The 22,394-nt window shown below is 42.5% G+C and carries 20 protein-coding genes, 1 tRNA gene and 1 pseudogene; 6 read left to right on the top strand and 16 right to left on the bottom strand.

What is annotated here, in order from left to right:
• Positions 1-31 precede the first annotated feature (31 nt).
• Positions 32-478, top strand: coding sequence for an acyl-CoA thioesterase (locus V7K84_RS04995; protein ID WP_334836758.1), 447 nt, complete (start codon positions 32-34; stop codon positions 476-478).
• Here the strand turns inward: V7K84_RS04995 and V7K84_RS04990 are convergent.
• Genes V7K84_RS04990 through menA form a run of 3 tightly spaced genes read right to left on the bottom strand, consistent with a single transcriptional unit; the run spans position 471 to position 3,791 of the window.
• Positions 471-1,856: a 2-succinylbenzoate--CoA ligase gene (locus V7K84_RS04990; RefSeq protein WP_334836757.1), complete on the bottom strand. Its 1,386-nt coding sequence runs from the start codon at positions 1,854-1,856 to the stop codon at positions 471-473. The genes V7K84_RS04995 and V7K84_RS04990 overlap by 8 nt on opposite strands.
• Positions 1,841-2,881 carry an o-succinylbenzoate synthase gene (locus V7K84_RS04985; protein WP_334836756.1) on the bottom strand — a complete coding sequence of 347 codons (1,041 nt, stop codon included), beginning with the start codon at positions 2,879-2,881 and terminating at the stop codon, positions 1,841-1,843. The genes V7K84_RS04990 and V7K84_RS04985 overlap by 16 nt, the downstream gene beginning before the upstream one ends.
• A gap of 13 nt (positions 2,882-2,894) precedes the next feature.
• A complete protein-coding gene (gene menA / locus V7K84_RS04980; RefSeq protein ID WP_334836755.1) occupies positions 2,895-3,791 on the bottom strand; it encodes a 2-carboxy-1,4-naphthoquinone phytyltransferase in 897 nt (298 codons plus the stop codon).
• 310 nt (positions 3,792-4,101) lie between these two features.
• Between menA and V7K84_RS04975 the strand changes: the two genes are divergently transcribed.
• Positions 4,102-5,517, top strand: coding sequence for an isochorismate synthase (locus tag V7K84_RS04975; RefSeq protein WP_334836754.1), 1,416 nt, complete (start codon positions 4,102-4,104; stop codon positions 5,515-5,517).
• A gap of 62 nt (positions 5,518-5,579) precedes the next feature.
• On the opposite strand, the gene V7K84_RS04970 is transcribed toward V7K84_RS04975, so the two are convergent.
• Together V7K84_RS04970 and V7K84_RS04965 are read right to left on the bottom strand one after the other, a co-directional pair.
• The gene (locus V7K84_RS04970; RefSeq protein WP_334836753.1) at positions 5,580-6,527 is read right to left on the bottom strand and encodes an L-lactate dehydrogenase; all 948 of its coding nucleotides are present in this window, start codon (positions 6,525-6,527) and stop codon (positions 5,580-5,582) included.
• Positions 6,528-6,579: 52 nt separating this feature from the next.
• Positions 6,580-6,816: a hypothetical protein gene (locus tag V7K84_RS04965; protein ID WP_334836752.1), complete on the bottom strand. Its 237-nt coding sequence runs from the start codon at positions 6,814-6,816 to the stop codon at positions 6,580-6,582.
• Between the two features lie 95 nt (positions 6,817-6,911).
• Here V7K84_RS04965 and V7K84_RS04960 point away from each other — a divergent pair, with 95 nt between their 5' ends.
• Positions 6,912-7,421, top strand: coding sequence for a GNAT family N-acetyltransferase (locus V7K84_RS04960; RefSeq protein ID WP_334836751.1), 510 nt, complete (start codon positions 6,912-6,914; stop codon positions 7,419-7,421).
• 63 nt (positions 7,422-7,484) lie between these two features.
• Here the strand turns inward: V7K84_RS04960 and V7K84_RS04955 are convergent, their stop codons facing one another.
• A complete protein-coding gene (locus tag V7K84_RS04955) occupies positions 7,485-8,792 on the bottom strand; it encodes a glutamate-5-semialdehyde dehydrogenase (RefSeq protein ID WP_334836750.1) in 1,308 nt (435 codons plus the stop codon).
• A 408-nt stretch (positions 8,793-9,200) separates the two neighbouring features.
• Here V7K84_RS04955 and V7K84_RS04950 point away from each other — a divergent pair, with 408 nt between their 5' ends.
• A complete protein-coding gene (locus V7K84_RS04950) occupies positions 9,201-11,189 on the top strand; it encodes a zinc metalloprotease HtpX (protein WP_334836749.1) in 1,989 nt (662 codons plus the stop codon).
• 637 nt (positions 11,190-11,826) lie between these two features.
• Here the strand turns inward: V7K84_RS04950 and V7K84_RS04945 are convergent.
• The 3 genes from V7K84_RS04945 to V7K84_RS04935 all read right to left on the bottom strand — a co-directional run bounded on the left by V7K84_RS04945 (position 11,827) and on the right by V7K84_RS04935 (position 15,069).
• Positions 11,827-12,168, bottom strand: coding sequence for a hypothetical protein (locus V7K84_RS04945; RefSeq protein ID WP_334836748.1), 342 nt, complete (start codon positions 12,166-12,168; stop codon positions 11,827-11,829).
• A 15-nt stretch (positions 12,169-12,183) separates the two neighbouring features.
• Positions 12,184-14,478 carry a PAS domain-containing hybrid sensor histidine kinase/response regulator gene (locus V7K84_RS04940; RefSeq protein ID WP_334836747.1) on the bottom strand — a complete coding sequence of 765 codons (2,295 nt, stop codon included), beginning with the start codon at positions 14,476-14,478 and terminating at the stop codon, positions 12,184-12,186.
• Positions 14,479-14,778: 300 nt separating this feature from the next.
• Positions 14,779-15,069, bottom strand: a complete 291-nt coding sequence (locus V7K84_RS04935; RefSeq protein WP_334836746.1) for a hypothetical protein — start codon at positions 15,067-15,069, stop codon at positions 14,779-14,781.
• A 150-nt stretch (positions 15,070-15,219) separates the two neighbouring features.
• Between V7K84_RS04935 and V7K84_RS04930 the strand changes: the two genes are divergently transcribed.
• The gene (locus tag V7K84_RS04930) at positions 15,220-16,428 is read left to right on the top strand and encodes a transporter substrate-binding domain-containing protein (RefSeq protein ID WP_334836745.1); all 1,209 of its coding nucleotides are present in this window, start codon (positions 15,220-15,222) and stop codon (positions 16,426-16,428) included.
• Between the two features lie 160 nt (positions 16,429-16,588).
• Here the strand turns inward: V7K84_RS04930 and mazG are convergent, their stop codons facing one another.
• Together mazG and V7K84_RS04920 are read right to left on the bottom strand one after the other, a co-directional pair.
• Entirely contained in the window at positions 16,589-17,407 is an 819-nt protein-coding gene (mazG, locus tag V7K84_RS04925; RefSeq protein WP_334836744.1) for a nucleoside triphosphate pyrophosphohydrolase, read from the bottom strand.
• A 51-nt stretch (positions 17,408-17,458) separates the two neighbouring features.
• Positions 17,459-18,046 carry a metal-binding protein gene (locus tag V7K84_RS04920; protein WP_334836743.1) on the bottom strand — a complete coding sequence of 196 codons (588 nt, stop codon included), beginning with the start codon at positions 18,044-18,046 and terminating at the stop codon, positions 17,459-17,461.
• Positions 18,047-18,165: 119 nt separating this feature from the next.
• Here V7K84_RS04920 and V7K84_RS04915 point away from each other — a divergent pair.
• Positions 18,166-18,238 (top strand) — tRNA-Val (locus V7K84_RS04915).
• Between the two features lie 39 nt (positions 18,239-18,277).
• Here the strand turns inward: V7K84_RS04915 and V7K84_RS04910 are convergent.
• The 5 genes and pseudogenes from V7K84_RS04910 to V7K84_RS04890 all read right to left on the bottom strand — a co-directional run.
• Positions 18,278-18,715 (bottom strand): PIN domain-containing protein, encoded by a 438-nt coding sequence (locus V7K84_RS04910; protein ID WP_334836742.1) that lies wholly within the window; start codon positions 18,713-18,715, stop codon positions 18,278-18,280.
• A gap of 2 nt (positions 18,716-18,717) precedes the next feature.
• Entirely contained in the window at positions 18,718-18,933 is a 216-nt protein-coding gene (locus V7K84_RS04905) for a hypothetical protein (protein WP_334836741.1), read from the bottom strand.
• A 152-nt stretch (positions 18,934-19,085) separates the two neighbouring features.
• Positions 19,086-19,829, bottom strand: a complete 744-nt coding sequence (locus tag V7K84_RS04900) for an alpha/beta fold hydrolase (protein WP_334836740.1) — start codon at positions 19,827-19,829, stop codon at positions 19,086-19,088.
• A gap of 104 nt (positions 19,830-19,933) precedes the next feature.
• Complete coding sequence (locus tag V7K84_RS04895; protein WP_334836739.1) at positions 19,934-20,548, bottom strand: hypothetical protein; 615 nt, start codon at positions 20,546-20,548, stop codon at positions 19,934-19,936.
• Positions 20,549-20,630: 82 nt separating this feature from the next.
• Positions 20,631-22,394, bottom strand: a pseudogene (locus tag V7K84_RS04890) (ribosome assembly protein 4); the annotation flags it as partial.

The following is a 22,394-nucleotide window of genomic DNA, read 5'->3' as shown; positions in this document are numbered from 1 at the left end:
CCTGCTGTTTTTTAATATTCAATTGTCAAAAATGCCTTTTACTTATAACCGCACTGTTCGCTTTCAAGATACTGATGCTGCTGGAGTAGTTTATTTTGCTAACGTTTTGGGTATTTGCCATGAAGCTTATGAAGAATCTTTAGAAGCATCAAGTATTAATCTCAAAGATTTTTTTACTAATCCTTCTGTAGCTTTCCCCATTGTTCATGCTAGTGTCGATTTTTTGCGCCCTATGTTTGGTGGGGACAAATTGCTGATTAGTTTAATTCCCCAAAAAATAGGTGTTGAGAAATTTGAAATTACTTATGAAATTACTGTGGGTGATGTGGTAGTTGCTAAGGCTATTACTCGTCATGTTTGTATTGATATAAGTAGTAGAAGTAAGCAGGAATTACCTGATGAGATAGTTCAGTGGTTGGAGACGAACCGCAGAGACGCAGAGGACGCAGAGAGAAGAAGGTCGAGAGAGATTATGTGATGGGATTTTGGAGGAATTCTGTGGCTATTTGTTGTAACTTTTGGCGGTTAATCTTACCTTGAGAGTTGCGGGGTAAGTTTTGCTGGGGAATCCAATATTTTGGGATTTTAAATTTGCTGAGTTTGTCTTTGAGTAGGGTTTGGATTTTTAAGGCAGAGATATCTGATTGTTTGGGAATGTAAATTGCTATTAAGGCTTGTCCCCAGTGTTTATCTGGAATGCCAATGACACAGATATCAGTAACCATTTGAGTGGCTTGTATAGCTGATTCAATCTCTGCGGGGTAAATATTTTCTCCACCTGTAATAATTTTGTCGCTGTTACGTCCGACTATATTTAAATGACCTTGTTCGTCTAAAAAACCTAAATCATCTACTTGGAAATCAATTTGGTTTTCTCTAGTTTTAGGATAGTAACCAAGGGCTAAAGATTGAGCATGAATGGTGATATTTCCGATTTGATTGGAATTTAAAATCTCGCCTTGCTGATTGCGAATAGTTACTTTGGCATGGGGAAGAATTTGACCAATGCTAATTTTACCTCTCAGAAAATCATCTGGTTTGAGGGTAGCAATTTGAGAGGCAGTTTCTGTCATGCCATAAGTAGGTGCTAACCGGATGCGATGAAATCTGGATTTTTCTAGTAGTTCGTTCCATGCTGGCGCACCTCCCAAAAGCACGGTATTAAATTGGGATAGCCATTCAGTTAATTCTGAATTTTGCAGGAGGCGTTGTAACTGTGTTGGTACTAAAGATATAAAAAATTCTGATTGTTTAATATTTAATACTTGACCGGATTCTACGGCTTTAAATGGTTGAATAGCGAGTTTGCCTCTGGTGGTAAAAGAGCGCATAAATTGCATTAAGCCGCTAACATGATATAGCGGTAACACGCAAAATGAATTGACTTGCTTGAGTTGAAAGTATTCTGTAAATCCTTGTACTGATGCTATGAGAGTGTCCCAAGTGTGAATAGCAAATTTAATTTGTCCCGATGAACCACCTGTGGGAATCATAATGCTATTGGGAATTGGACATTGGGTATTATTATGCTCATTCTCCATTCCCCATTCCCCATTCCTCATTCCCAAAATAATATCCGGCTGTGCTAAATCAAAGACTTGTTGCCATTCTTGTGTTCCCCAGTCTGGGTTACAAAGAAAAACTGGACAATTAGCTGCACAAGCGGCAATAAAACTTGCTAAAAATCGTACTGGTTCGCGTTCAGATAAAATGATTCTTGGTGGCGTTCCACAGGCTGATAATTGTGTTAATTCTAAATAGAATTCTTGAGCTATTTGATTAAATTGATGGCTGTTGTAACCAATAAGCCAATCATCCTGAGTTAGGTTATTAAGACAGTCTAAAAGCTGTTGCATAAACTTTGAAGCCAGGTATCTTCTTGTTCAAAAAAATGGTCGATGCCAAAACCAATTGCCCTGTTGTTTCGGGATAATTCGGCTGCTAATTGGAGTGCTGCTTGTCTTGCGATCGCAGTTTCAAATACTGATGAAAATACAGTATCAATTTGATGTTGGTGGCAAAATTTTCTCAGACGAGATGGCGATCCTACTATCCCAGGCTTTATGACAAAAATCCCTCGCCAACCTTGTTGATGACAGGCGGCGAGTTGTCCAAGTGTGGCGACAGATTCATCTAAAGCGATCGCAGTTTCATAACTCAGACTCAATTCCAACATCTGCTGAAATTTCTCAACGGGTAGCGGCTGTTCGATAAATTCCATTTCTAGGGGTAGTTCTCCATTTGCCTTGAGATTATCGCAAGTCCGCAGCCATAAGTTAGCTTCCTCATAGCTGAGTCCACCGTTGGCATCTAATCGCAGTTTGGTAAAGGCTGGTAAGGTGTGTATCAATGACTCAAAAATTTTTAGTTCATGAGCGATCGCATCCACAGCAATTTTCCATTTAAACGTGCGATATCCCTGCTGCCAAAGCTTTTCCCATTGATTTAAAGCCGCTTCACCAGATGGTAATAAGCCGCTATAGGGCAAGGAGTGAAGCGCAGAGGATAAATTTAAATTCTTCTCCCCTGCTCCCTTGCTCCCTTGCTCCCCTGCTCCCCTGCTCCCCTGCTCCCCTGCTCCCCTGCTCCCCATCTCCCACGCTGACTCAAAGCCAAATTGACAAGCAGGTAACTCATCTGGGATCGAAAAAATCGTTTCGTCTGTGATTTCTTCTGGGAGTTGGCGACAAAAATCTAAGGCTTGTTCTAGGGTTTCGGAACCGAACCAACTAATGGGGGCGATTTCTCCCCAGCCGAGTTTACCTGATTCATCGATAAGGCGAAGAATAATACCTTCACGAATATCCCACTTACCATGATTGGTAGTCAGCGATCGCAAAAATCTTCGCTGATATGGACGAAATTTAAATTGATAACGCATCAATTAGTAATTGCTAAAGCATAAATCCCAATCCCAACAGCAAGCAAGCCCAGAAATGCACGGCTACGGCGATGAATTTACAGTTACTAACTTTGTCCGGCTGGTTGTGATTTTCTTGGACATGGCGGCATAATTTGACGGCAAAGGGTAAGCTCACCCAACTCAGTAATGTCCAAGCTGGAGAAATCCCCAGTAGCACAAACAGCAAGGTGAGAGGATAAATGCTAGCAGTGAACCAAACAAGGAGTTGCGCCCCTTTTTTGGTTCCTAGACGGACGATAGGCGATCGCTTGCCTGCGGCTATGTCATCCTTAACTTGGTGAAAGTGCGAGCAAAACAAAATTAAGGTTGTGGCAATTCCGACGATCGCTGAGGCTGCTAAACTTGTCATTGACCAAGTTTGGGTTTGGCTGTAGTATGCTGCCTCCACTGCTAAGGGGCCAAAGGCAAAAAAGCAAATAATCTCGCCTAAACCCTGATATCCTAAGCGAAAGGGAGGCCCTTGGTACATATAGCCCAAACCACAGCATAGTAGAATTATGCCGATAACAGTTAGGTCTTGTTGCCAAAAGGCGATCGCTAGTATGCCCAGCAACCCCAAACCTAAACACAAATTTCCTATCCAAAATATCAATGGCTTATTGCCTGTTAAGTTCACCAGAGAATGGTGCTTATTTTGATCTATACCTGTTTCGGAATCAAACACATCATTACTGATATTTTCCCAGGCAAGAATTAAGATTGCCGCAGCTACAAAAGTAGAAAATACTACACCATTGAAAATTTTAGTTTCGGCAAATGCTACTGCTGTTCCTACCCAAATGGGCATAATGGCAACGCTATACATTGGCGGTTTAATCGCTGCCATCCATAACTTGGTGTTGGGATATAAAATTTGCTTGGTAGTCATCAGTTGTGATTAATTAAATTACCGGAATATTACTCACACTTGAGATTTTATGATTTAAAGAGACGTTAGATATGGGTGATATATAAACAACTGTCACTTTTACTATCGCTTCTTAACCTTGTGTTGTTAACACTCACCTTCACGTTGCAGTCTCAGGCTGAAACTGTCTTATCATAGTCTGAGAACACCACAAATAAGGCAAACCCTACGCTGGTGAAATAGCAACTTAATATGTTACCTGTAAAAATACGACCACGATTAATTACACTTTAGGAAGTTAACTTAAAAAAAATTTACTATCGTTAAATCCATGACAGTTTCACCATGTCGTAGCAACTTCTTTGTCAAGCACAAAGATTTATATCAATTTCTGGTAGCGGTGCAAGAAAAGTGCGTCAAAAATAATTGCAGACAAATTGTCAGTGTCTCCCAAGAAATTGATTTAGTTGACCCTTTACTTGTATTAGATAAACTTACACAAGCAAATGAAATAAATTTTTACTTTGAGGATAGAAGTAAAGGAGAAGCGATCGCAGCAATTGATGCTGTAGCAAAATTACAGATTGATGGCTCAGACCGTTTTAATCAAGCAGAATATTTTATCAAATCTTGTCTAAAAAATATAATTAATTTTGGTAACGCAAACCAACCTTTTTCTGGGCCTCACTTTTTTTGTTATTTCAGCTTTTTTGATAAAAATGCCCAAGTAGATTATCCATTTCCATCTGCTACCATTTTTCTTCCACGTTGGCAAGTAGCCGTAAAAAATCAGCGTTGCATATTAGTAACAAATATAATTATCAATCCAAATGTAAATATTGAAAGATGGTTGGAGAAAATCCAAAATAAAATTGAATTTATCCAAACTTTAGAAAATTACTCTACTAATATTGATTATTTTCCTACAAACTTATATAAAAAATCTGTCACAAACTCTGCCCAATTTAAACGTTCAGTAGTATCTGTTTTGGAAAAAATTCAGTCTACTCATTTAAGTAAGATTGTCCTAGCAGATATATTAGATGTAAAATCAAGTAACCACTTTAGCTTAGTTAAATCCTTAAATAATCTTAGAAAAAACCATCCTAATTGTTATATCTTTTCTATAAGTAATGGCAAAGGACAAAATTTTATTGGTGCAAGTCCAGAAAGATTAATTAGTATTAATAATCAACAGTTAATCACTGATGCTTTAGCTGGTTCCGCACCACGAGGTAAAACCCCTGCTGAAGATGCAGCTAACGCCAATCGCTTACTAAATAGTGAAAAAGAAAAGCACGAACATTCCCTAGTGCTTGATTTCATTACACAACGCCTATCCCAGTTAGGTTTATTACCGCAAATATTAGCACCACGACTGCGACAATTATCGAATATCCAGCATTTATGGACACCAATCAGTGCTATGGTTCCCGCTGACATACACCCATTAAAGATTGTCGGACAATTGCATCCTACGCCAGCCGTTGCAGGTGCAGCCCAAGATGTAGCTTGTGCCGAAATTCGTCGTTATGAGAGCTTTGAAAGGGGTTTATATGCTGCACCTTTAGGTTGGATAGATTCTGAAGGGAACTGCGAGTTTATTGTGGGAATTCGTTCAGCATTGATTGATGGCGATCGCGCGAGATTGTATGCTGGTGCTGGTATCGTTGCTGGCTCCGATCCTCACAAAGAGTTTGCAGAGGTGCAACTTAAACTTCAGGCGTTACTGAAAGCATTAGTTTAAAGTTAATTACTAATCTTGTATGCCAGCTAAAGATATTTACCACCTATGTGAGTTGATTTTTCTTATGCTTCCGAGTTATATGCTTCATTCAGTTTGGTGGCTGACTCTTCTAATAAACGTTGTTCATGAGCATTTCTTGGTAACACCAGTTGGCGCTCAATACCTTGGGAGCCAATGATACATGGAAGTCCAAGAACAACTTCACTGCCAACCCCATAGTTAGAATCTGCTCTCACCGATACTGGAAATATCTGTTTTTCATCTCGCAGGATGGTATCAACTAACTGACAAACTACTATTGATATGCCATAGCTAGTATTTCCTTTACGTTCAGAAATGTTATAACCTCGCTTACGGGTTAACTCTGCGTACTCTTGCTGAATTTGTTCCAGCGTTGCTCCTTGTGGTATGGGAAATTCAGCTAACAAAATTCCCCCAATAAATGCACTAGACCAAACGACAAATTCACTGTCTCCATGCTCTCCAATCACATAAACACGAACGTCTTGTTTACTAACATTCAATCGCTTACCAAGTTGATATCTCAGTCTAGCAGTATCAAGAACGGTTCCTGAACCGAAAATTAGGTTTTCTGCTCTAGTAGAACAGTCGATCGCAATCCGTGTTAGTACATCCACTGGATTGCTAACGATAAGTATGATTGAATTCGGTGCAACTCGATCCAATTCTTTTATTGTTGAACGCATTATCTGTGCATTGTCGCTCAACGTATCTAATCGGCTTTGTCCTTCTTTTTGCTGCACCCCAACAGTCACGACAATAATATCAGAATCCGCTAAATCTTCATACTGATTTGATGGTGTAATTTCCATGTCTTTAAGTAGGGGAATGGTGTCTTCAATATCCCATGCTTGCCCCTCAGCTTTTGATAAAGTTCGGTCAAAAAGGACGACTGTTACACATTTACCAAGTAGCACTAAATCATTTGCTACATTTGCACCCACATTACCCGCACCAATAATACCGACCTTGGATATTTTGCTACTCATGTCAAATCTGCTTTTTTGTAACTAGCCTAATAGGTTAATGTTAACTCTAGAATTAACCCTTTCGAGTCAAGATTCTTGAAGCGATCGCTTGTCTCAAAGATTTGATGTGCTGACGCAAGACAGAATTGATGAGTGTTTTGTGTTCGACATTCTGAAATTGAAACCAAGCTATCATATCTGGAATAATCTGAATTAAGTTATGTGCTTGAATTGCTGGCAATCTCAACATTACTTTCTCTAAAAACTCATCGTTTAATAATGGAATATTCAGAATAATCAATGTCGTCATCTGACTTCAATTCCAAAGCGTCCCAATTAGGATGTGAGAGATTGTTTAAATCGTTGGTGTTCATTATGTTTTAGTTCCTGTATCGTAGATGCTTTATGAAAATTGAAGTGGTAAAAGCTACTGAACAACAGAAATCAGTAATGTGTAATTTAATGGAACTATACCAGTATGACTTAAGTGAAATAGAAGCTAAAGATGTAGATGCCTGCGGCTTGTTTGGTTATCGATATCTTGATTACTATTGGACAGAACCTGAGCGACACGCATTTATAGTTAAAGTTGATGAAAAACTAGCAGGGTTTGTACTTATTAATCAGCACACCTACCTTCATCAAGATAACAATGCTATGTCTATTGCTGAATTCTTTATCCTCAAGAAGTATCGAAGTCAGGGTATTGGTGAACAGGTAGCAACTCACATTTTCGACCAGTTTCCCGGTAATTGGGAGGTACGGCAGACTGCTTTGAACTCAGGCGCACAAGCTTTTTGGAGTAAGGTAATTAGTCAATACACTAATGGAGTTTTTAATGAGGTTTTCTTAAATGATGATCGATGGCATGGCCCAATTAAAACTTTTAATAACTCGGATCGCCTACTAACATAAAAAATACACCGATTTATCCGGTGTATTTCTAGCGTTACTAAAGCATATAATTTTGACGATTTTTTACACTAAATCTTGATGAGTAAACGATTTAGCATTCCCCCCGGTGTAAGTAGCTACAATATGGCCATCGCCAGTCATTTGATATTTGTATGTCACCAATCCTTCTAAACCAACGGGGCCGCGGGGAGGCATTTGTTGCGTACTAATCCCTACTTCTGCACCGAAACCATAGCGGAAACCATCAGCAAATCGGGTAGAACAATTGTGGAATATATTGGCTGAATTTACCAATCCAAAAAAAGTTTCAACAGACACTGAATCTTCAGTAATAATGGCATCGGTATGACGAGAACCATATTCGTTAATATGTGCGATCGCATCTTCTATAGAGTCTACAATCTTTATCGACAAAATAAAATCGCTGTATTCTGTTTCCCAGTCTATCTCTGTTGCAGCTACAATGTTAGGTAAAATTTTCAAGGTGCGTTTATCGCCTCTTAATTCCACATGGCGTTCTTGCAAAGCCTCAGCAACTTTTGGCAAAAATTCTGTAGCAATAGAAGAGTGAACTAGCAAAGTTTCAATTGCATTACAAACAGCAGGATATTGTGCTTTGGCATCGACGGTAATTGGAACTGCTTTAGAAATATCGGCGGCTTTATCTATATAAAGATGACAAATTCCGTCAGCGTGACCTAGTACCGGAATACGAGTATTTTCCTGCACAAATCTGACAAAGGAATTGGAACCTCTAGGAATAATTAAATCTACATATTTATCTAACTTCAAAAGTTCTAGAGTTTCTTCTCTAGTTGTCAGCAACTGCACTGCATCTGGATTAACAGCAGTTTGCGATAATCCCTGTTTAATTGCCTTAACTATCGCTTCACAAGAACGCACTGCTTCCTTTCCACATTTAAGGATTACACCATTTCCCGATTTGATTGCTAAGGAAGCAATTTGAATCGCCGCCTCTGGACGGGCTTCAAAAATAATTCCCAAAACGCCTAAAGGACAAGTAATTCGCTTCAGAACTAAGCCAGTGTCAAGTTCGCGGTGAATTTGAACTTTACCAATTGGATCGGCTAGCTTACCAACATCCCGTACCCCAGCGATCGCATCTCTTAATTTATGTTCATCCAACTGCAAGCGCTTATACAGTGGTTGGGGAATTCCTTCGGCGCTAGCAGCTTTACAATCGGCAACATTTGCTTGTAAAATTTCATCTCTAGCTGATTCTAAAGCTTGCGCGATCGCTTCAATCGCCTGATTTTTTGCTTCAGTAGAGAGAATCGCTAGTTTGCTTGCAGCTTGGCGGGTTTGCCCAGCGATCGCAATTAGGGGAGAAGCTATATCAAAAATAGTCATAGTACAAATCTTTACTTTTTCCTCATCTTATCAATCTCAGGTTATGTTCATCATTCGTCTTCCTCCAATCGGGTGAACCATTTGGGTAATCAGTAATTACTCTAATCGGGTGAAGTAAGACTGGGTGCAAAACATTTATTCTCTAAATATCAAACACGGACAAAGAGGTAGTAAGTTTACCGCAGCAAAAATATTATAAGTATTATTACAGGTTTTATTTGAAAGTCTTAAACATGATTTATGCGTTCCCCAGGCTAGAGAGACATAGTAATGTATGTTTCTCTAGTCTTTTACTTAAGTAAGTATTTTATACTGTCATTATTTAAATTTTTACGAAATTGCAGTGACGATCGCTGGATCTATTGAGTATTGATAGATCAAATACCACTCCTTTAGTAGGGAGATCCTATGTCATTGCAATCTGCATTAGATGCCTTAAACCAAAAACGTTATCAAGAAGCGGTCGAATTACTCGAACAATTCTGCCGCGATTGCGCTGAACCCAATTCCTCAGATTATCTTTCAGCACAGATGTGGCTGATGAAAGCTTATCAAGCCACAGGCGAAAGCGAAAAAGCCAAAGCCTTGTGTCAAAAGCTAATGATGAGTGAAAATCCACAGGCTCGCAGTTGGGCAGAACAAGCTAGTCAATCCTTTCGCCAAACGCCAGCTAAAGCTAGCCAAAAAGCTGGTCGCGCTGCCACGACTGGGATGAAATTAGCGATGGGGGGAGTGGGTGGTAGTTTGGCGTTAGCTTCTGGTGTCACCATGACCTTGTTGTTTGGCATGGTGTTGGCTTTAGGTTTGAGCTTAGTATTTATTTTGGGTAACGATAATCCACTCCAAGGATTAGCGATCGCTATTGGTATTACCCTAGTCTTTAATATCGCCGCCTTTTTCATATCTCCATTCATCATGGACTTAACCCAAGGCTGGCTTTACCAAACTCGCTGGGTAGAGTTGGCAGAAGTTGAAACCCTTAGTCCAGAGACAGCTAAAGTTATTCGCCAAGTCTGCGAGCAGAAAAAGCTGAAAACGCCGCGTTTGGGAATTATTAATGACCAAAACCCCACGGCTTTTACTTATGGTTCATTACCGAACAGCGCCCGTCTAGTAGTCAGTCAGGGACTTTTCACATACCTCGATGACGATGAAGTTGCTACCGTCTACGCTCACGAACTGGGGCACATCGTCCACTGGGACTTTGCAGTGATGACAGTAGCTTCTACCTTAGTGCAAATTTGTTACTTGATTTACAGTACAGCCAGAAGATTTGGGCGTGGCGGTGGCGATAGCAAAATCAAGGATGCGATGCAAACTGCTGCCCTAGTTGCTTACGTGTTTTATGTCATCGGTACTTATCTAGTGCTGTACCTCTCGCGCACACGAGAATACTTTGCTGACCACTTTGCAGCCGAAAGTACAGGTAATCCCAATGGATTATCCCGCGCTTTAGTGAAGATTGCCTACGGAATTTTAGAAGAAGGTTCGCGCGCACAAGAACCCAGCCGTTTAATTGAAGGAACTCGTGCCTTGGGTATCTATGACCATAAAGCCGCCGCTTCCACAGGAACCGCCTACCGCATTGCATCCGATACCCAAAAAATTGGTCGCGTCTTTCTGTGGGATATGTTTAACCCTTGGGGTTGGTGGATGGAGTTAAATTCCACTCATCCCTTGACAGGCAAACGAGTTCGCGCATTAAGTACATACGCCGAACAATTGGGTTTACCGACTGAGTTTGATATGGGGCGAGTTATTGGAGAAGGTAAAACTCTTAATAAAAGTAGGCTTTACGGCAACTTCTTTTTAGATGTTGTATTGTACGGCGCTGAAACAATTGGTTTCTTAGTTGGCTTGGTAACAGGTATGATTTTGTTGTCAAGTTCGCCAAACACAGGTTTAGTATTGGGTGCGCCACTAATTGGCTTAGGGATTGGAATTATGGTCAAAGCCTTGGTGATGTTCCCCGACTACAAGCAAGCACCAGAAACCGATATTCTCACCCTGATGTCAGACCCTTATGCCAGTCCGTTACGCGGGCAACCTGCAAAACTAGAAGGTCAACTTATTGGTCGTGGCGACGCTGGTTATAAATTTGGTTCCGATTTAAAAATTCAAGATCGTAGTGGGATGCTTTATCTGCATTACGCCTCACGCTTTGGCCCCATTGGCAATTTCCTATTTGGGATGAAGCGAGTCCAAAGCTTGATTGGCGAACAAGTTGGGGCTGTGGGTTGGTTCCGTCGAGGTGTTGCGCCTTGGATGGATTTAATTCAACTCCAGAGCGAAAATGGCACTATTGTCAACAGTTACCATCGCTTCTGGTCATTCCTCCTTGGCGGTGGATCGATTATCCTGGGAGTGGTCTTGATTATGTTTCTAAGCCGCAGCTAGCAAAGTTTCTAGGCTGCTGTCGAAGCATTTCTCAGTCCATCCAAGCTTTAATTTCTCAGGAGGCGGTTAGCAGCTGCCTCTTTTTTTAATGCAATTAAGTTAAAACGCTTGTGGATAAGCGTTTTAGCCCACATCTTCGTAAGGCTACGGTCGGTGTACACACAAGTCAAATTACCCCCCTCAATCCCCCCTTGTAAAGCAGGGCTGATTCATTCCATTTCAAACAGGATTTGTCAAGATGGTTAGCAAGAAAATTGTAAGTAAGCGTGACGAAGAGATGAACATTTAAGCACTGAAATATCAGTAAAATAGTTGGTTTCATCGGCACGCGAGTAACAAAATAACTAATTTTTAATCGCTAGAACCCTTGATTTTTCAAGCTCTTTGGGGAATGAATCAGCCCTGCCCTTGTAAAGGGCTACGGTGTACACACATCTTTCTAGAAAACCAAAATCGTCCTAGATCCCCCTAAATCCCCCTTAAAAAGGGGGACTTTAAGAGCTTTTTGCCCCTCTTTTTAAGGGGGGTTGGGGGGATCAAAAGCCTGTGGCGCAACTCTAGAAGACTTGTGTGTACACCGTAGCTTGTAAAGGGGGGAAGCCGGAAATCTAGTTCCCTCCCCTTTACAAGGGGAGGGTTAGGGTGGGGTAACGCGGATCGTGTTGGGGTTCGCATTTATTGATTTGGCGATCGCATTTGTTGATTTGGAGTTCGCATTTGCTATTTTGGCATTCGCATTTATTGATTTGGCGATCGCATTTGTTGATTTGGAGTTCGCATTTGCTGCTTCTGCGATCGCATTTGTTACTTTGGAGTTCGCATTTGTTGATTTGGAGTTCGCATTTGTTGATTTGGGGTTCGCATTTGCTGATTTGGAGTTCGCATTTGCTGCTTCTGCGATCGCATTTGTTATTTTGGGGTTCGCATTTGCTGCTTTGGAGTTCGCATTTGCTGCTTTGGCGATCGCATTTGCTACCAAAAGCTTAATTGTGCATTAAACTTGTATGCTGCCTTTGGCAAGATTTGCGACCACTTTCACTAACTCTTCTGGCTCAATTGGCTTGGATACATGAACTTGGAATCCAGCTTGCAGAGCGAGCATATGTTCTTCATCTCTAGCAAATGCCGTTAGTGCTACAGCTAGAATCTTCTCCTCTTGTTCTGCTTCCTGCGCCCGCACTTTCCGAATCAGAGAATAACCATCCTCATCAGGCATTCCGATATCACTGACTAAAACATGTGGTTTTAATCGTTTTAGTGCTTCCAGAGCTTCACCTACTGAGCTAACTGCCCTAACTTGCCCTCCAGACTTTTCAAGAATGAAGACGATTAACTCCCGCGTATCGGCATTGTCATCTACAACAAGTATTTGCAAGCCGTTGAGTATTAAGAGGTTATCTACTTTTACTTTACTCTCTTTAATTAACCGCTCTGGTTGCGGTTCTACGAGAGGCAACAACACTGTAAATTTTGCTCCCCTTCCTTCCCCTTCGCTAACTGCGGAGACCGTGCCTGAGTGCATTTCTACTAAGTGGTGGACAATTGCTAGCCCCAATCCCAAACCATTGTCTGCTCTAGTAGTTGTGCTATCAGCTTGACGGAAGCGCTCAAAGATATAAGGTAGAAAGTCAGCACTAATTCCCTTACCTGTGTCAGAGACAGTTATCTGAGCATTTGAGTTGACCTGTTCTAGATATATTTCAACTCGCCCTCCGTTAGGTGTGAACTTGACGGCATTAGAGAGCAAATTCCAGACAACTTGTTGCAGGCGTTCGGCATCACCCATAACTTGACCAACTGAGGAGTCAAGATGAAATTCAACTTGAATATCCTTAATTTCAGATGTGGGATGTACAGCTTCAATTGCCCCCTGAATTACAGGTATAAGGTCAACTTTCCGTAAATTTAGGCGAATTTGTCCTTGTACAATGCGTGAGATATCCAGAATATCTTCAATCAGTTTTCTTTGAAGTTTGGCATTCCGCTCGATTGTCTCCAATGCCTTAGAGGTAGTTACTTCATCCCATTTGCGAGTACGTATTAGTTGAACCCAACCCAGCATAGAATTGAGAGGTGTACGAAGTTCGTGGGAAACGATCGCTAAAAACTCTTCCTTGATGCGGTTAGCTTCTTGGGCGTGCTGATAAAGTTGGGCATTTTCAATGGCGAACGCTGCGTGTTGAGCAAGTTCTTCAGCCATTTCTAGGTCTACAGTCGTGTAATGGCGTCCTGGTTGTGCAGACGCAAATAGAATTGTTCCTAGCTTGCGATTACGTACTAACAGTGGCACTACCATCTGAGACTTAATTTGGAGTTGGCGCAGCAAACTGAAGTGTTCCTCATTCGAGGACTTTTTCTGTAGTGAAGACTCAAGAATGTTTGTAACCAGTTCTGGCTTACCAGTTCGTAAAACTTTCGCTGGGCCATAATCAGCATCAACAGCAATTGGATAGCGTTGTTGGAGTTCTCGGATCAGCGCCTCCTTCGCTGGTTCAGATGCAACGATGACTGGGTTAGTGAAGACGGGCAAATTATTTTCGACGACATCCACAATACACCAATCAGCAAGGGTAGGCACTGCTAATTGTGCGACGCTGGTTAGGGTAGTGCGATAATCCAAAGAAGATGCCAATACACTACTTGCTTCAGCCAAAAAATTAGAGCGTTTTTCTGCCGCTTGGGCTGCAATTCGGGCGGCTTGCTCATTGGCAAATAACTGCTGGCGCTGCAACTCTAAACGCTTACGCTGGCTAATGTCACGCATTAGCCAACGCAGAGCAACAGGCATTCCTTTTTCATTACGAACGGTAACTACTGTCAAAGCGACATCAAAACAGATTTTTTCTCGTGGTTGTAAACACACTTCCCATTCCCCGCCTCGGTTGATATGCTGCAACTGAGTTAGGTAATTAAAAAAAGCTTGATGATCTGACTGGGCGATGAAAGTAAGTAGCGGTTTGCCAACCAAAAATCGCTGTGAAACATTGAGCTGCATGGTAGCAGCACGGTTAGCTTCCAAAATAGTGCCGAATGTATCAGTTACCAAGTAAGCATCAGGTGCAAAATCAAATAATTCTTGGTAGCGCTGACGCTCCTTCTCTACTACGATTCGTGTTGCTTGTAGTTCCTCGGAGGCGATTTTTAGTTCTTCCAAAGTGATTTGCAGTTCTTCAAAAGCTTCTGCTGTTAACTCTTGCTGTGAATATGGCTCACTAGCAGTCTTTTGCACTAATCCCGTTACCCGTGAGCGCAATATCTCTATTTGTTGACTGAAATCGCCTACATCCATATTGCTCACTTTGCAAAGACTAAGAAGCGTAAGTTAGATAAAATATCTGGCAATTATAAATCCAAATGTACGCTAAAAGCCGATCTCAAAACTATTGCTCAAAAGATAGAGGTTTGCCTTGACGACGCAAGTTCTACAAAGTGAATTAGACACGATATAGTTGTCTCAACCTCTGGCTATTATTTTAAAATAAAGAATTCATCAAAAAATCTATCTACAGTGTTGTACAGCAAGAAACATAATAGGTAGATTTCAGTAAATGTTTTTATAGCTTAGGGGGACTTAATGCTTACAGCAACACTACCAGAACAATAGGTCAAAATTGGCCCAACCAAGTTGCTGATTAAGAATCAGTGGGTAAATAGTGTAACCCGGATTTCTCACGCATAGTGTAGGCTTCAGGGGAAGAGGAGTGTGGGGAGTGTGGGGAGTGTGGGGAGTATGGGGGGTAAGACTTCTTCTCCATCCTCCCACACCTCCCACACCTCCCACACCTCCCACACCCTTTGGATTTCTCTCTTGTGAGAAATCCAGGTGTAAGCGATGTCTTCGTAGAGAAGTGCGGGCTACGGCTACGCAAATGTGAAACAATCAACCCGACTACAGTCAGGTAATCTATCTTCCCAATCCCCAGTCCCCGTAAATCTGAAAAAAATTGGTATAAGGGGGATGATGAACGCGATCTTTGGTATGGGGTGGGCATGATAAATAGATTATGCACACAACCCTAAGAAAATTTTGATGATAAATGCGATCGCTAGTAGATTTCGCCAATTTATGGCTGGGAAAAACAGCCTAATTGGCAGATATGACCCCAAAAGCAAAACCAAGCGTCCCTTAGCACTGTATACCTGCATAGGATTAATAGGTGGAATTCTAGCATTGTTGTTAATGACATCCCCAGGAGTGGCCCAAAAACCGGAACCTCAACAATCTCCACAACTCCAACAACCGTTATTAGTAGCTACACGAGTTATACCGCCCTTTGTGCTATCAAACAAAGGTCAGCTATCAGGATTCAGTATCGACCTCTGGCGCAAAATCGCTAACCAAATAGGTGTAGAGTCTAAATTTATAGAGTATTCCACAGTGCCGCAACTGCTTTCGGCTATTAAAGACAACAAAGCCAACTTGGGAATTTCAGCCATCTCGATTACAGCCGAACGCGAACAGAATTTTGATTTTTCATTACCTATTTTTGCTGGCGGGCTGCAAATTATGGTGAGAAACCCAGAGAGTAACAGCAGTGCCTTCCCAAATATTTTGCAATTGTTTTTCTCTGCTGCCCTATTGCAGGTAATAGGCGTTGCCCTAGTGCTAATTGTGGTAGCAGCCCACATTATTTGGTTGTCTGAGCGTCATCACAAAGATGGGATGATTCCCAAATCATACTTTCCTGGCATTTTCAAAGCCTGTTGGTGGGCAGCTGCCACCTTAGCAACCCAAGCTGACGAAATGCCCAAGGGAGTATTGGGACGCTTAGTAGGTATTGTCTGGATGTTCATCGGAGTACTTTTTGCCGCCTACTTTACAGCCAGCGCGACTACCTCATTGACAGTGCAACAACTTCAAGGTGACATCAGAAGTATAGACGATTTACCCGGCAAGGTAGTGGCTACAACTGCGGGTAGTACAGCCGCCACATACCTGCGAGAACATAAGATTTCAATTTTAGAAGTTACCAAGATTGAGCAAGCTTACAATGCTCTGCAAACAAAAAAAGCTGATGCCGTAGTGTTTGATGCGCCTGTACTCCTCTTCTATGCTGCCAATGAAGGCAAAGGGAAAGTACAGATTGTTGGCAGTATCTTGCGTGAAGAAAGCTACGGCATCATTCTGCCCAATAACAGTCCCTACCGCAAACCAATTAATCAGGCTCTGCTGAGTCTCAAAGAAAATGGCACTTATCAATCGCTATATGATAAGTGGTTTGATGCTGAAAAATCCTGAAGAAACGAGCAGAGGAGCAGGGGGCAGGGGGCAGGGGAGCAGGGGAGCAGGGGAGCAGGGGAGCAGGGGAGCAGGGGAGCAGGGGAGAAGTTGCAGTAAGTCTTTCCCCTCTGCCCCTCTGCCCCTCTGCCCCTCTGCCCCTCCACCCCTCCGCCTCTTTTCAGCTCCCTTCTTTCGCAAGTTGAGCTTTTGCCTGTTGCCAGAGAGTTTCTAACTCATTCAAACTGTAATCAGAAAGGGGACGGTCAACAACCGCCTCCATTTTTTCTAATCGTTGGACAAAGCGCTGATTTGTGCCTTGCAAAGCGGTGCTGGGGTCAAGATTATGCCAACGCGCTAGCTGAATCACGGCAAATAGTAAATCGCCTAATTCTGCTTCTTGCCGTTCGGGTGTTTCCTCAGCTAAAGCTTGCTGAAACTCTCCCAACTCCTCATGAAACTTATCCCAGACACCCTGAATATTTTCCCATTCAAACCCGATCGCCGCAGCCTTTTGAGAAATTTTCATCGCCGCCGTCAGTGGGGGAAGGGTGCGTCCATAACGAGCGAGTTTAGCACTAAATTTTTGCGCGTCTGGAGATGCTTCGCCCCTTTCCGCAGCTTTGATTTGTTCCCAATTTTGCCGCACCTCATCCACACTGGCTACCGACACATCACCAAACACATGAGGATGACGGCGAATCAACTTTTGGGAAATCCCCTGAGCGATCTCCTTAAGAGAAAATTGCCCAGATTCACTAGCGATTTGGGCTTGTAATACCACCTGTAATAATAAATCGCCTAACTCCTCAGCGATCGCACCCTTATCCCCACTCTTAATCGCATCCACCACCTCATAAGCCTCCTCAATCACAAATGGAGTCAGCGTTTCGGCAGTTTGAGCCAAATCCCAAGGACAACCACCATCAGGCTCACGCAACTTCGCCACCACCTCAATCAACTCCTGCAACGCCGCCAAACTCTCTTCTTGCTTTTCCATACCTCTGCGTACCTCTGCGCTTCCCTTAGCGTTCCTTTGCGTTTAAAAAAATTACTTCTTCACTCTCGCCCGACGACTACCACCCCTCACTTTCCGCCTCTTAATTTTGCCACTAGGAAGCAACCCCCGAACCCCCTGTTTTCGCACGCGTTTATAAGCCGATCCCCCCCAATCGCTGAGAGAATGACTCATCGCACCGAGTTCCAACCCCAAAAACAGGGCGATATATTCAGTATCGTATTGCACGAGCGATCGCCCCACAGTTTGTCCCAAATCCTGCCAACTAAAACTCAGATTCCACAACCTTTGAGCGATCGCTAAAACAAAAATTGCCAAAATAGCAAGCAAACACCCCAGATAAAGTATCCGCAGAATCGTGCCAATAATCGGCCCGTGGGATAAAAAAGAACGATGGCGGAGACTTTTTTGATAAGGTAGCCAAATCCAGCGCAAGAAACCCCAGCGTTGGAATTGCACAGAGTAAATATCCAAATCGGGGCCAAACATCAGCCCACCAAAGAGAAACCCGCCTGCAACCAACAAAGTCGCACTGCTACTGCGAGTCTGCCAGAAAGTAACGCCCGCCACGAACGGCAGAGCATACATAGTAATGCGATCGTGCGTCCGACCAGAGGGCATCCTAAATCCTGAGTGCTGAGTAACTGAATACTGAGTCAGTATAAGAGAAAAAAAGATTTTCTTGAAACTACTAGCGCAACGCGAAATCTTTTGCTATATTAGTTAAGGATTAGTCAAACGGGCGGTTAGCTCAGTTGGTAGAGCGCCTGCCTTACAAGCAGGATGTCATCAGTTCGAGTCTGGTACTGCCCATTTAGTAAATTAAGGCTAGAGACAGCTTAGATGCGGTTTCTAGCCTTTTTTAAATGGATTCACAATCTCTAATTGACCAGTGACTACTAACCCATCTTGCATATCTTCAGAATAGAGAATATTTGCTCTTGCGGAAAGCGCACAAGAAATAATTAGACTATCCCAAAAAGAAAAATTATATCGACTGCGGATATCTGATGCAGATTCAAAAATAGTCAGATTGAACTCTATCACAATACAGCGGCGATAAAGCGACTGAATCACAGCTTTAATTTGCTCTTCGTTAAAGGCTGCTTTTTTGAGCAAATTGGCAGCAACCTCATTCACAACCTGTGTACTAATGATGATTCCTTCAGCTTCTGTAATTGCAATAGCAATATTACGCTTTCTTGTTCTTTTTGCAACCTCCATCTTGTTATCGTCAAATAAACGATAAAGCCAAACATTCGTATCAATAAAAGATGTACCAGAACTCATAATTATCGGTTATAAATTTCCTCACGGCTCAATACACCATCCACTTGAACAGGATTTTCTGTTAATTCATCAATTATGTCTCTTTTTTTAGATGATTTTTTCGTCACCAAAACGATTACTTTAATATCATCCCCTTCACCAAGTTCTTGTTTGTACTCATCAGGAATCTGAATTAGACCATTTTGAATCTTTGCTTGAAACTCAACTGCATTTAGCATCTTTAACCTCTCTTATATTTATGGGGCTTCATTTATTATGAGCGATGCCTACCGTGGGCTGCGCCTACGCACCAGTAAGATATTCCGCATTTTTATAAGATTCGTCAAAAATGCAGCAGTTGGAAAATAAGTTTGCTACGGTAACAAAACAATTAATCGCTAGTTAATACTGAAGCCAGAAGGTCGGGACGAGACAGGTGTGGGCAATGTCCAGAAGGTAGTTCAATGGCATCGACTCCTAAACGCTTGCGTGCAGCGTAGCGCGACCATGTTGGAGACAATATTCGGTCATTGGTACAAACAATATATTTACGTTCAACATGCAGCAAAGCTTTTAGAGGATTCGTTTCAAAAATATATGCCATAGATTGTTGCGAACGACTTTTCGAGATTGCCCACTCTGTTACATCTGGTTGACAATCATGAAAGAAAAACTCTCTTAATACTGCTTCGTCTGAATAATCTTTCCCTACGGAAGCTGGTTCATACATATCAGGTTCATCGTAGAACTGTTGGAGTTTACTTGGCTCTTTTGGCTGGTAATTGAATGATTTGAGCGTATCAGAATCGAGACGATGAGAAAATTGGTCGAGTGTACTAACTCCAGGATATGGAAGTAGCGCCGCCACAAACACTAGTTGACGCACTTTTACCGCTTCTGCAACCAGGGGAATTATAGTACCAGCCATTGAGTGACCGACTAGGACAATATCATCATCAGTTTTGGGCAGTGCTTGAATTACTACATCCGCAAGTTGGGACAAAGTAGCAGATGCATTTTCGATTGGTAAATCCATTGCTAGGGTTTTGTGACCCTGTGTTTCTAAGTAGGGAATTAGCAAATCCCAACACCACGTGGCTTGGAAGGCACCGTGAACTAGACAATATAGACTCATATCAATTGAATAGTGCTAATGGTAAACTAGTTTTCTAACTTCTCTTATTTTTTAGCAAATTTTTAATCTCGATCGGGTAAGTTACATCAGCAACTGCTATATATTCAAACAGCAGTTAAAACAGGCTGAAAAGGTTGCAATAAAATACCTAAAATTTTATCAACTTCTTTAATATAGTATTCAGTCGAATCTATATAAACAGTCATTCCTTCTAAAAATAAAAACTTCCAGTTAGTTCCGCTAGTAACCGAGCCGTAAATTCGCCCAACTTCATTGCCTTGATTTTGATTGAATAACTGTGCTGCAATCATTGCCGCTACACATTGACCCAGACCGCCGATAATATCTTCTTTTTTCGCTTCAAAGATAAACATTACTGGAGCAGAAATAAATAATTGCTCTTGGGAGTTGCTGAGAATGTAATCGCAAAAGCCTTGCAAACCTTGAGTTGCATCAACATTAAATTCATTTCCAGAGAACAACGAGATTTTATTATTTAATAATCGTCTGACTTCTGCGAGGATTGGTGCAATTAAAAACTCTGACCTTGCTTTTTCGGTTGAAATTGCAGTTGCTAAGGGAATGTAATCTATTAAAATCGTTCTAAGAGTTTCTGATGGTGTAACAGGTTTTGTATCAACAAATAAATTTCGAGTTTCATCGAGTGTTAAATCAAAACTCTTTTTCACCTTGGGGAGACTAAAATCGCTATATGCCATCCTTCCACCTTGCGATCGTCTATTTAGTCTATTCCAATATTGATAGAGAACAAGGAGATAAGAGAATTAAATGCCTAATTCCCTAATTCTGTAACTTCTTAAGCTCTGCATCTGTAAACGGATTCTTCCCCGCCCGTAAATCTTTCACCCAGCGTTGCCGTTGTGCTTTACTATCTTTATCTTCAGGCTGGGCAATGTATGCCTCAAAGTCTTCAATTGCTCCTTGGGTGTCGCCTGTCAGCGCCCTAGCCAAGCCACGACTATCACGAATGTTGCCATCTTCAGGTGCAAGTGCAACGGCTTTTTCACAGGCTGGTAAAACATCGGTGGCTTGTTTTTGCAGACTCCCGTCCCAGCATAGTGTATTCCAAGAATCAGCAGGAATTTCGACTTTTGGATCGAGTTTGAGGGCTGCGGTATAAGCTGCTAGTGCTTCCTTAAACTTTTTCTCTTCTAAGCGACTATTTCCTTCATCAACTAAGCCTTCAACCTTGACTTGATTAGCTAACTCTTTTGCTCTCGCCTGGGAATCAAATTTTAATTTATTATCCCACTGCTGTGCTTTGCTAAACTTTTCCACAGCGCCATCAATATCATCATTTCGCGCTAACTTCTCACCTTGGATAACTAACGTTGTCGCTCCCTGCGCTAACTGCGATGGACTTTGGCATGATTGCAACTCTTCTAACACTTCTGGATGACCAATGAGATAATTATTTAGCAAATTGCAACCACTGAGTAATAAATTATCGAAATCCAAATCCCATAAAATCGCGGTGTTATCACCACTGCCAGAAGCCAGTGTCTTGCCATCGGGGCTGAATCCGACGCTATTGACCAAACTGCTATGCCCAGTCAGGGTTTTGATGGCTTTGCCCGTGCTGACATCCCAGAGTTTGATCGTGTTGTCAGCACTGCCAGAAGCCAGTGTCTTGCCATCGGGGCTGAATCCGACGCTATAGACCCAACTGCTATGCCCAGTCAGGGTTTTGATCGCTTTGCCCGTGCTGACATCCCAGAGTTTGATCGTGTTGTCAGCACTGCCAGAAGCCAGTGTCTTGCCATCGGGGCTGAATCCAACGCTATAGACCCTAATGCTATGCCCAGTCAGGGTTTTGATGGCTTTGCCCGTGCTGACATCCCAGAGTTTGATCGTGTTGTCATCACTGCCAGAAGCCAGTGTCTTGCCATCGGGGCTGAATCCGACGCTAAAGACCCTACTGCTATGCCCAGTCAGGGTTTTGATCGCTTTGCCCGTGCTGACATCCCAGAGTTTGATCGTGTTGTCTTCACTGCCAGAAGCCAGTGTCTTGCCATCGGGGCTGAATCCGACGCTAAAGACCCAACTGCTATGCCCAGTCAGGGTTTTGATCGCTTTGCCCGTGCTGACATCCCAGAGTTTGATCGTGTTGTCTAAACTGCCAGAAGCCAGTGTCTTGCCATCGGGGCTGAATCCGACGCTATAGACCGGACTGCTATGCCCAGTCAGGGTTTTGATCGCTTTGCCCGTGCTGACATCCCAGAGTTTGATCGTGTTGTCAGCACTGCCAGAAGCCAGTGTCTTGCCATCGGGGCTGAATCCAACGCTATAGACCCTAATGCTATGCCCAGTCAGGGTTTTGATCGCTTTGCCCGTGCTGACATCCCAGAGTTTGATCGTCTTGTCATTACTGCCAGAAGCCAGTGTCTTGCCATCGGGGCTGAATCCGACGCTATTGACCGTACTGCTATGCCCAGTCAGGGTTTTGATCGCTTTGCCCGTGCTGACATCCCAGAGTTTGATCGTGTTGTCAGCACTGCCAGAAGCCAGTGTCTTGCCATCGGGGCTGAATCCAACGCTATAGAC

Source organism: Nostoc sp. (genome assembly GCF_036917315.1).
GTDB lineage: Bacteria > Cyanobacteriota > Cyanobacteriia > Cyanobacteriales > Nostocaceae > Nostoc.
This window is presented reverse-complemented; position numbering and strand designations above follow the sequence as displayed.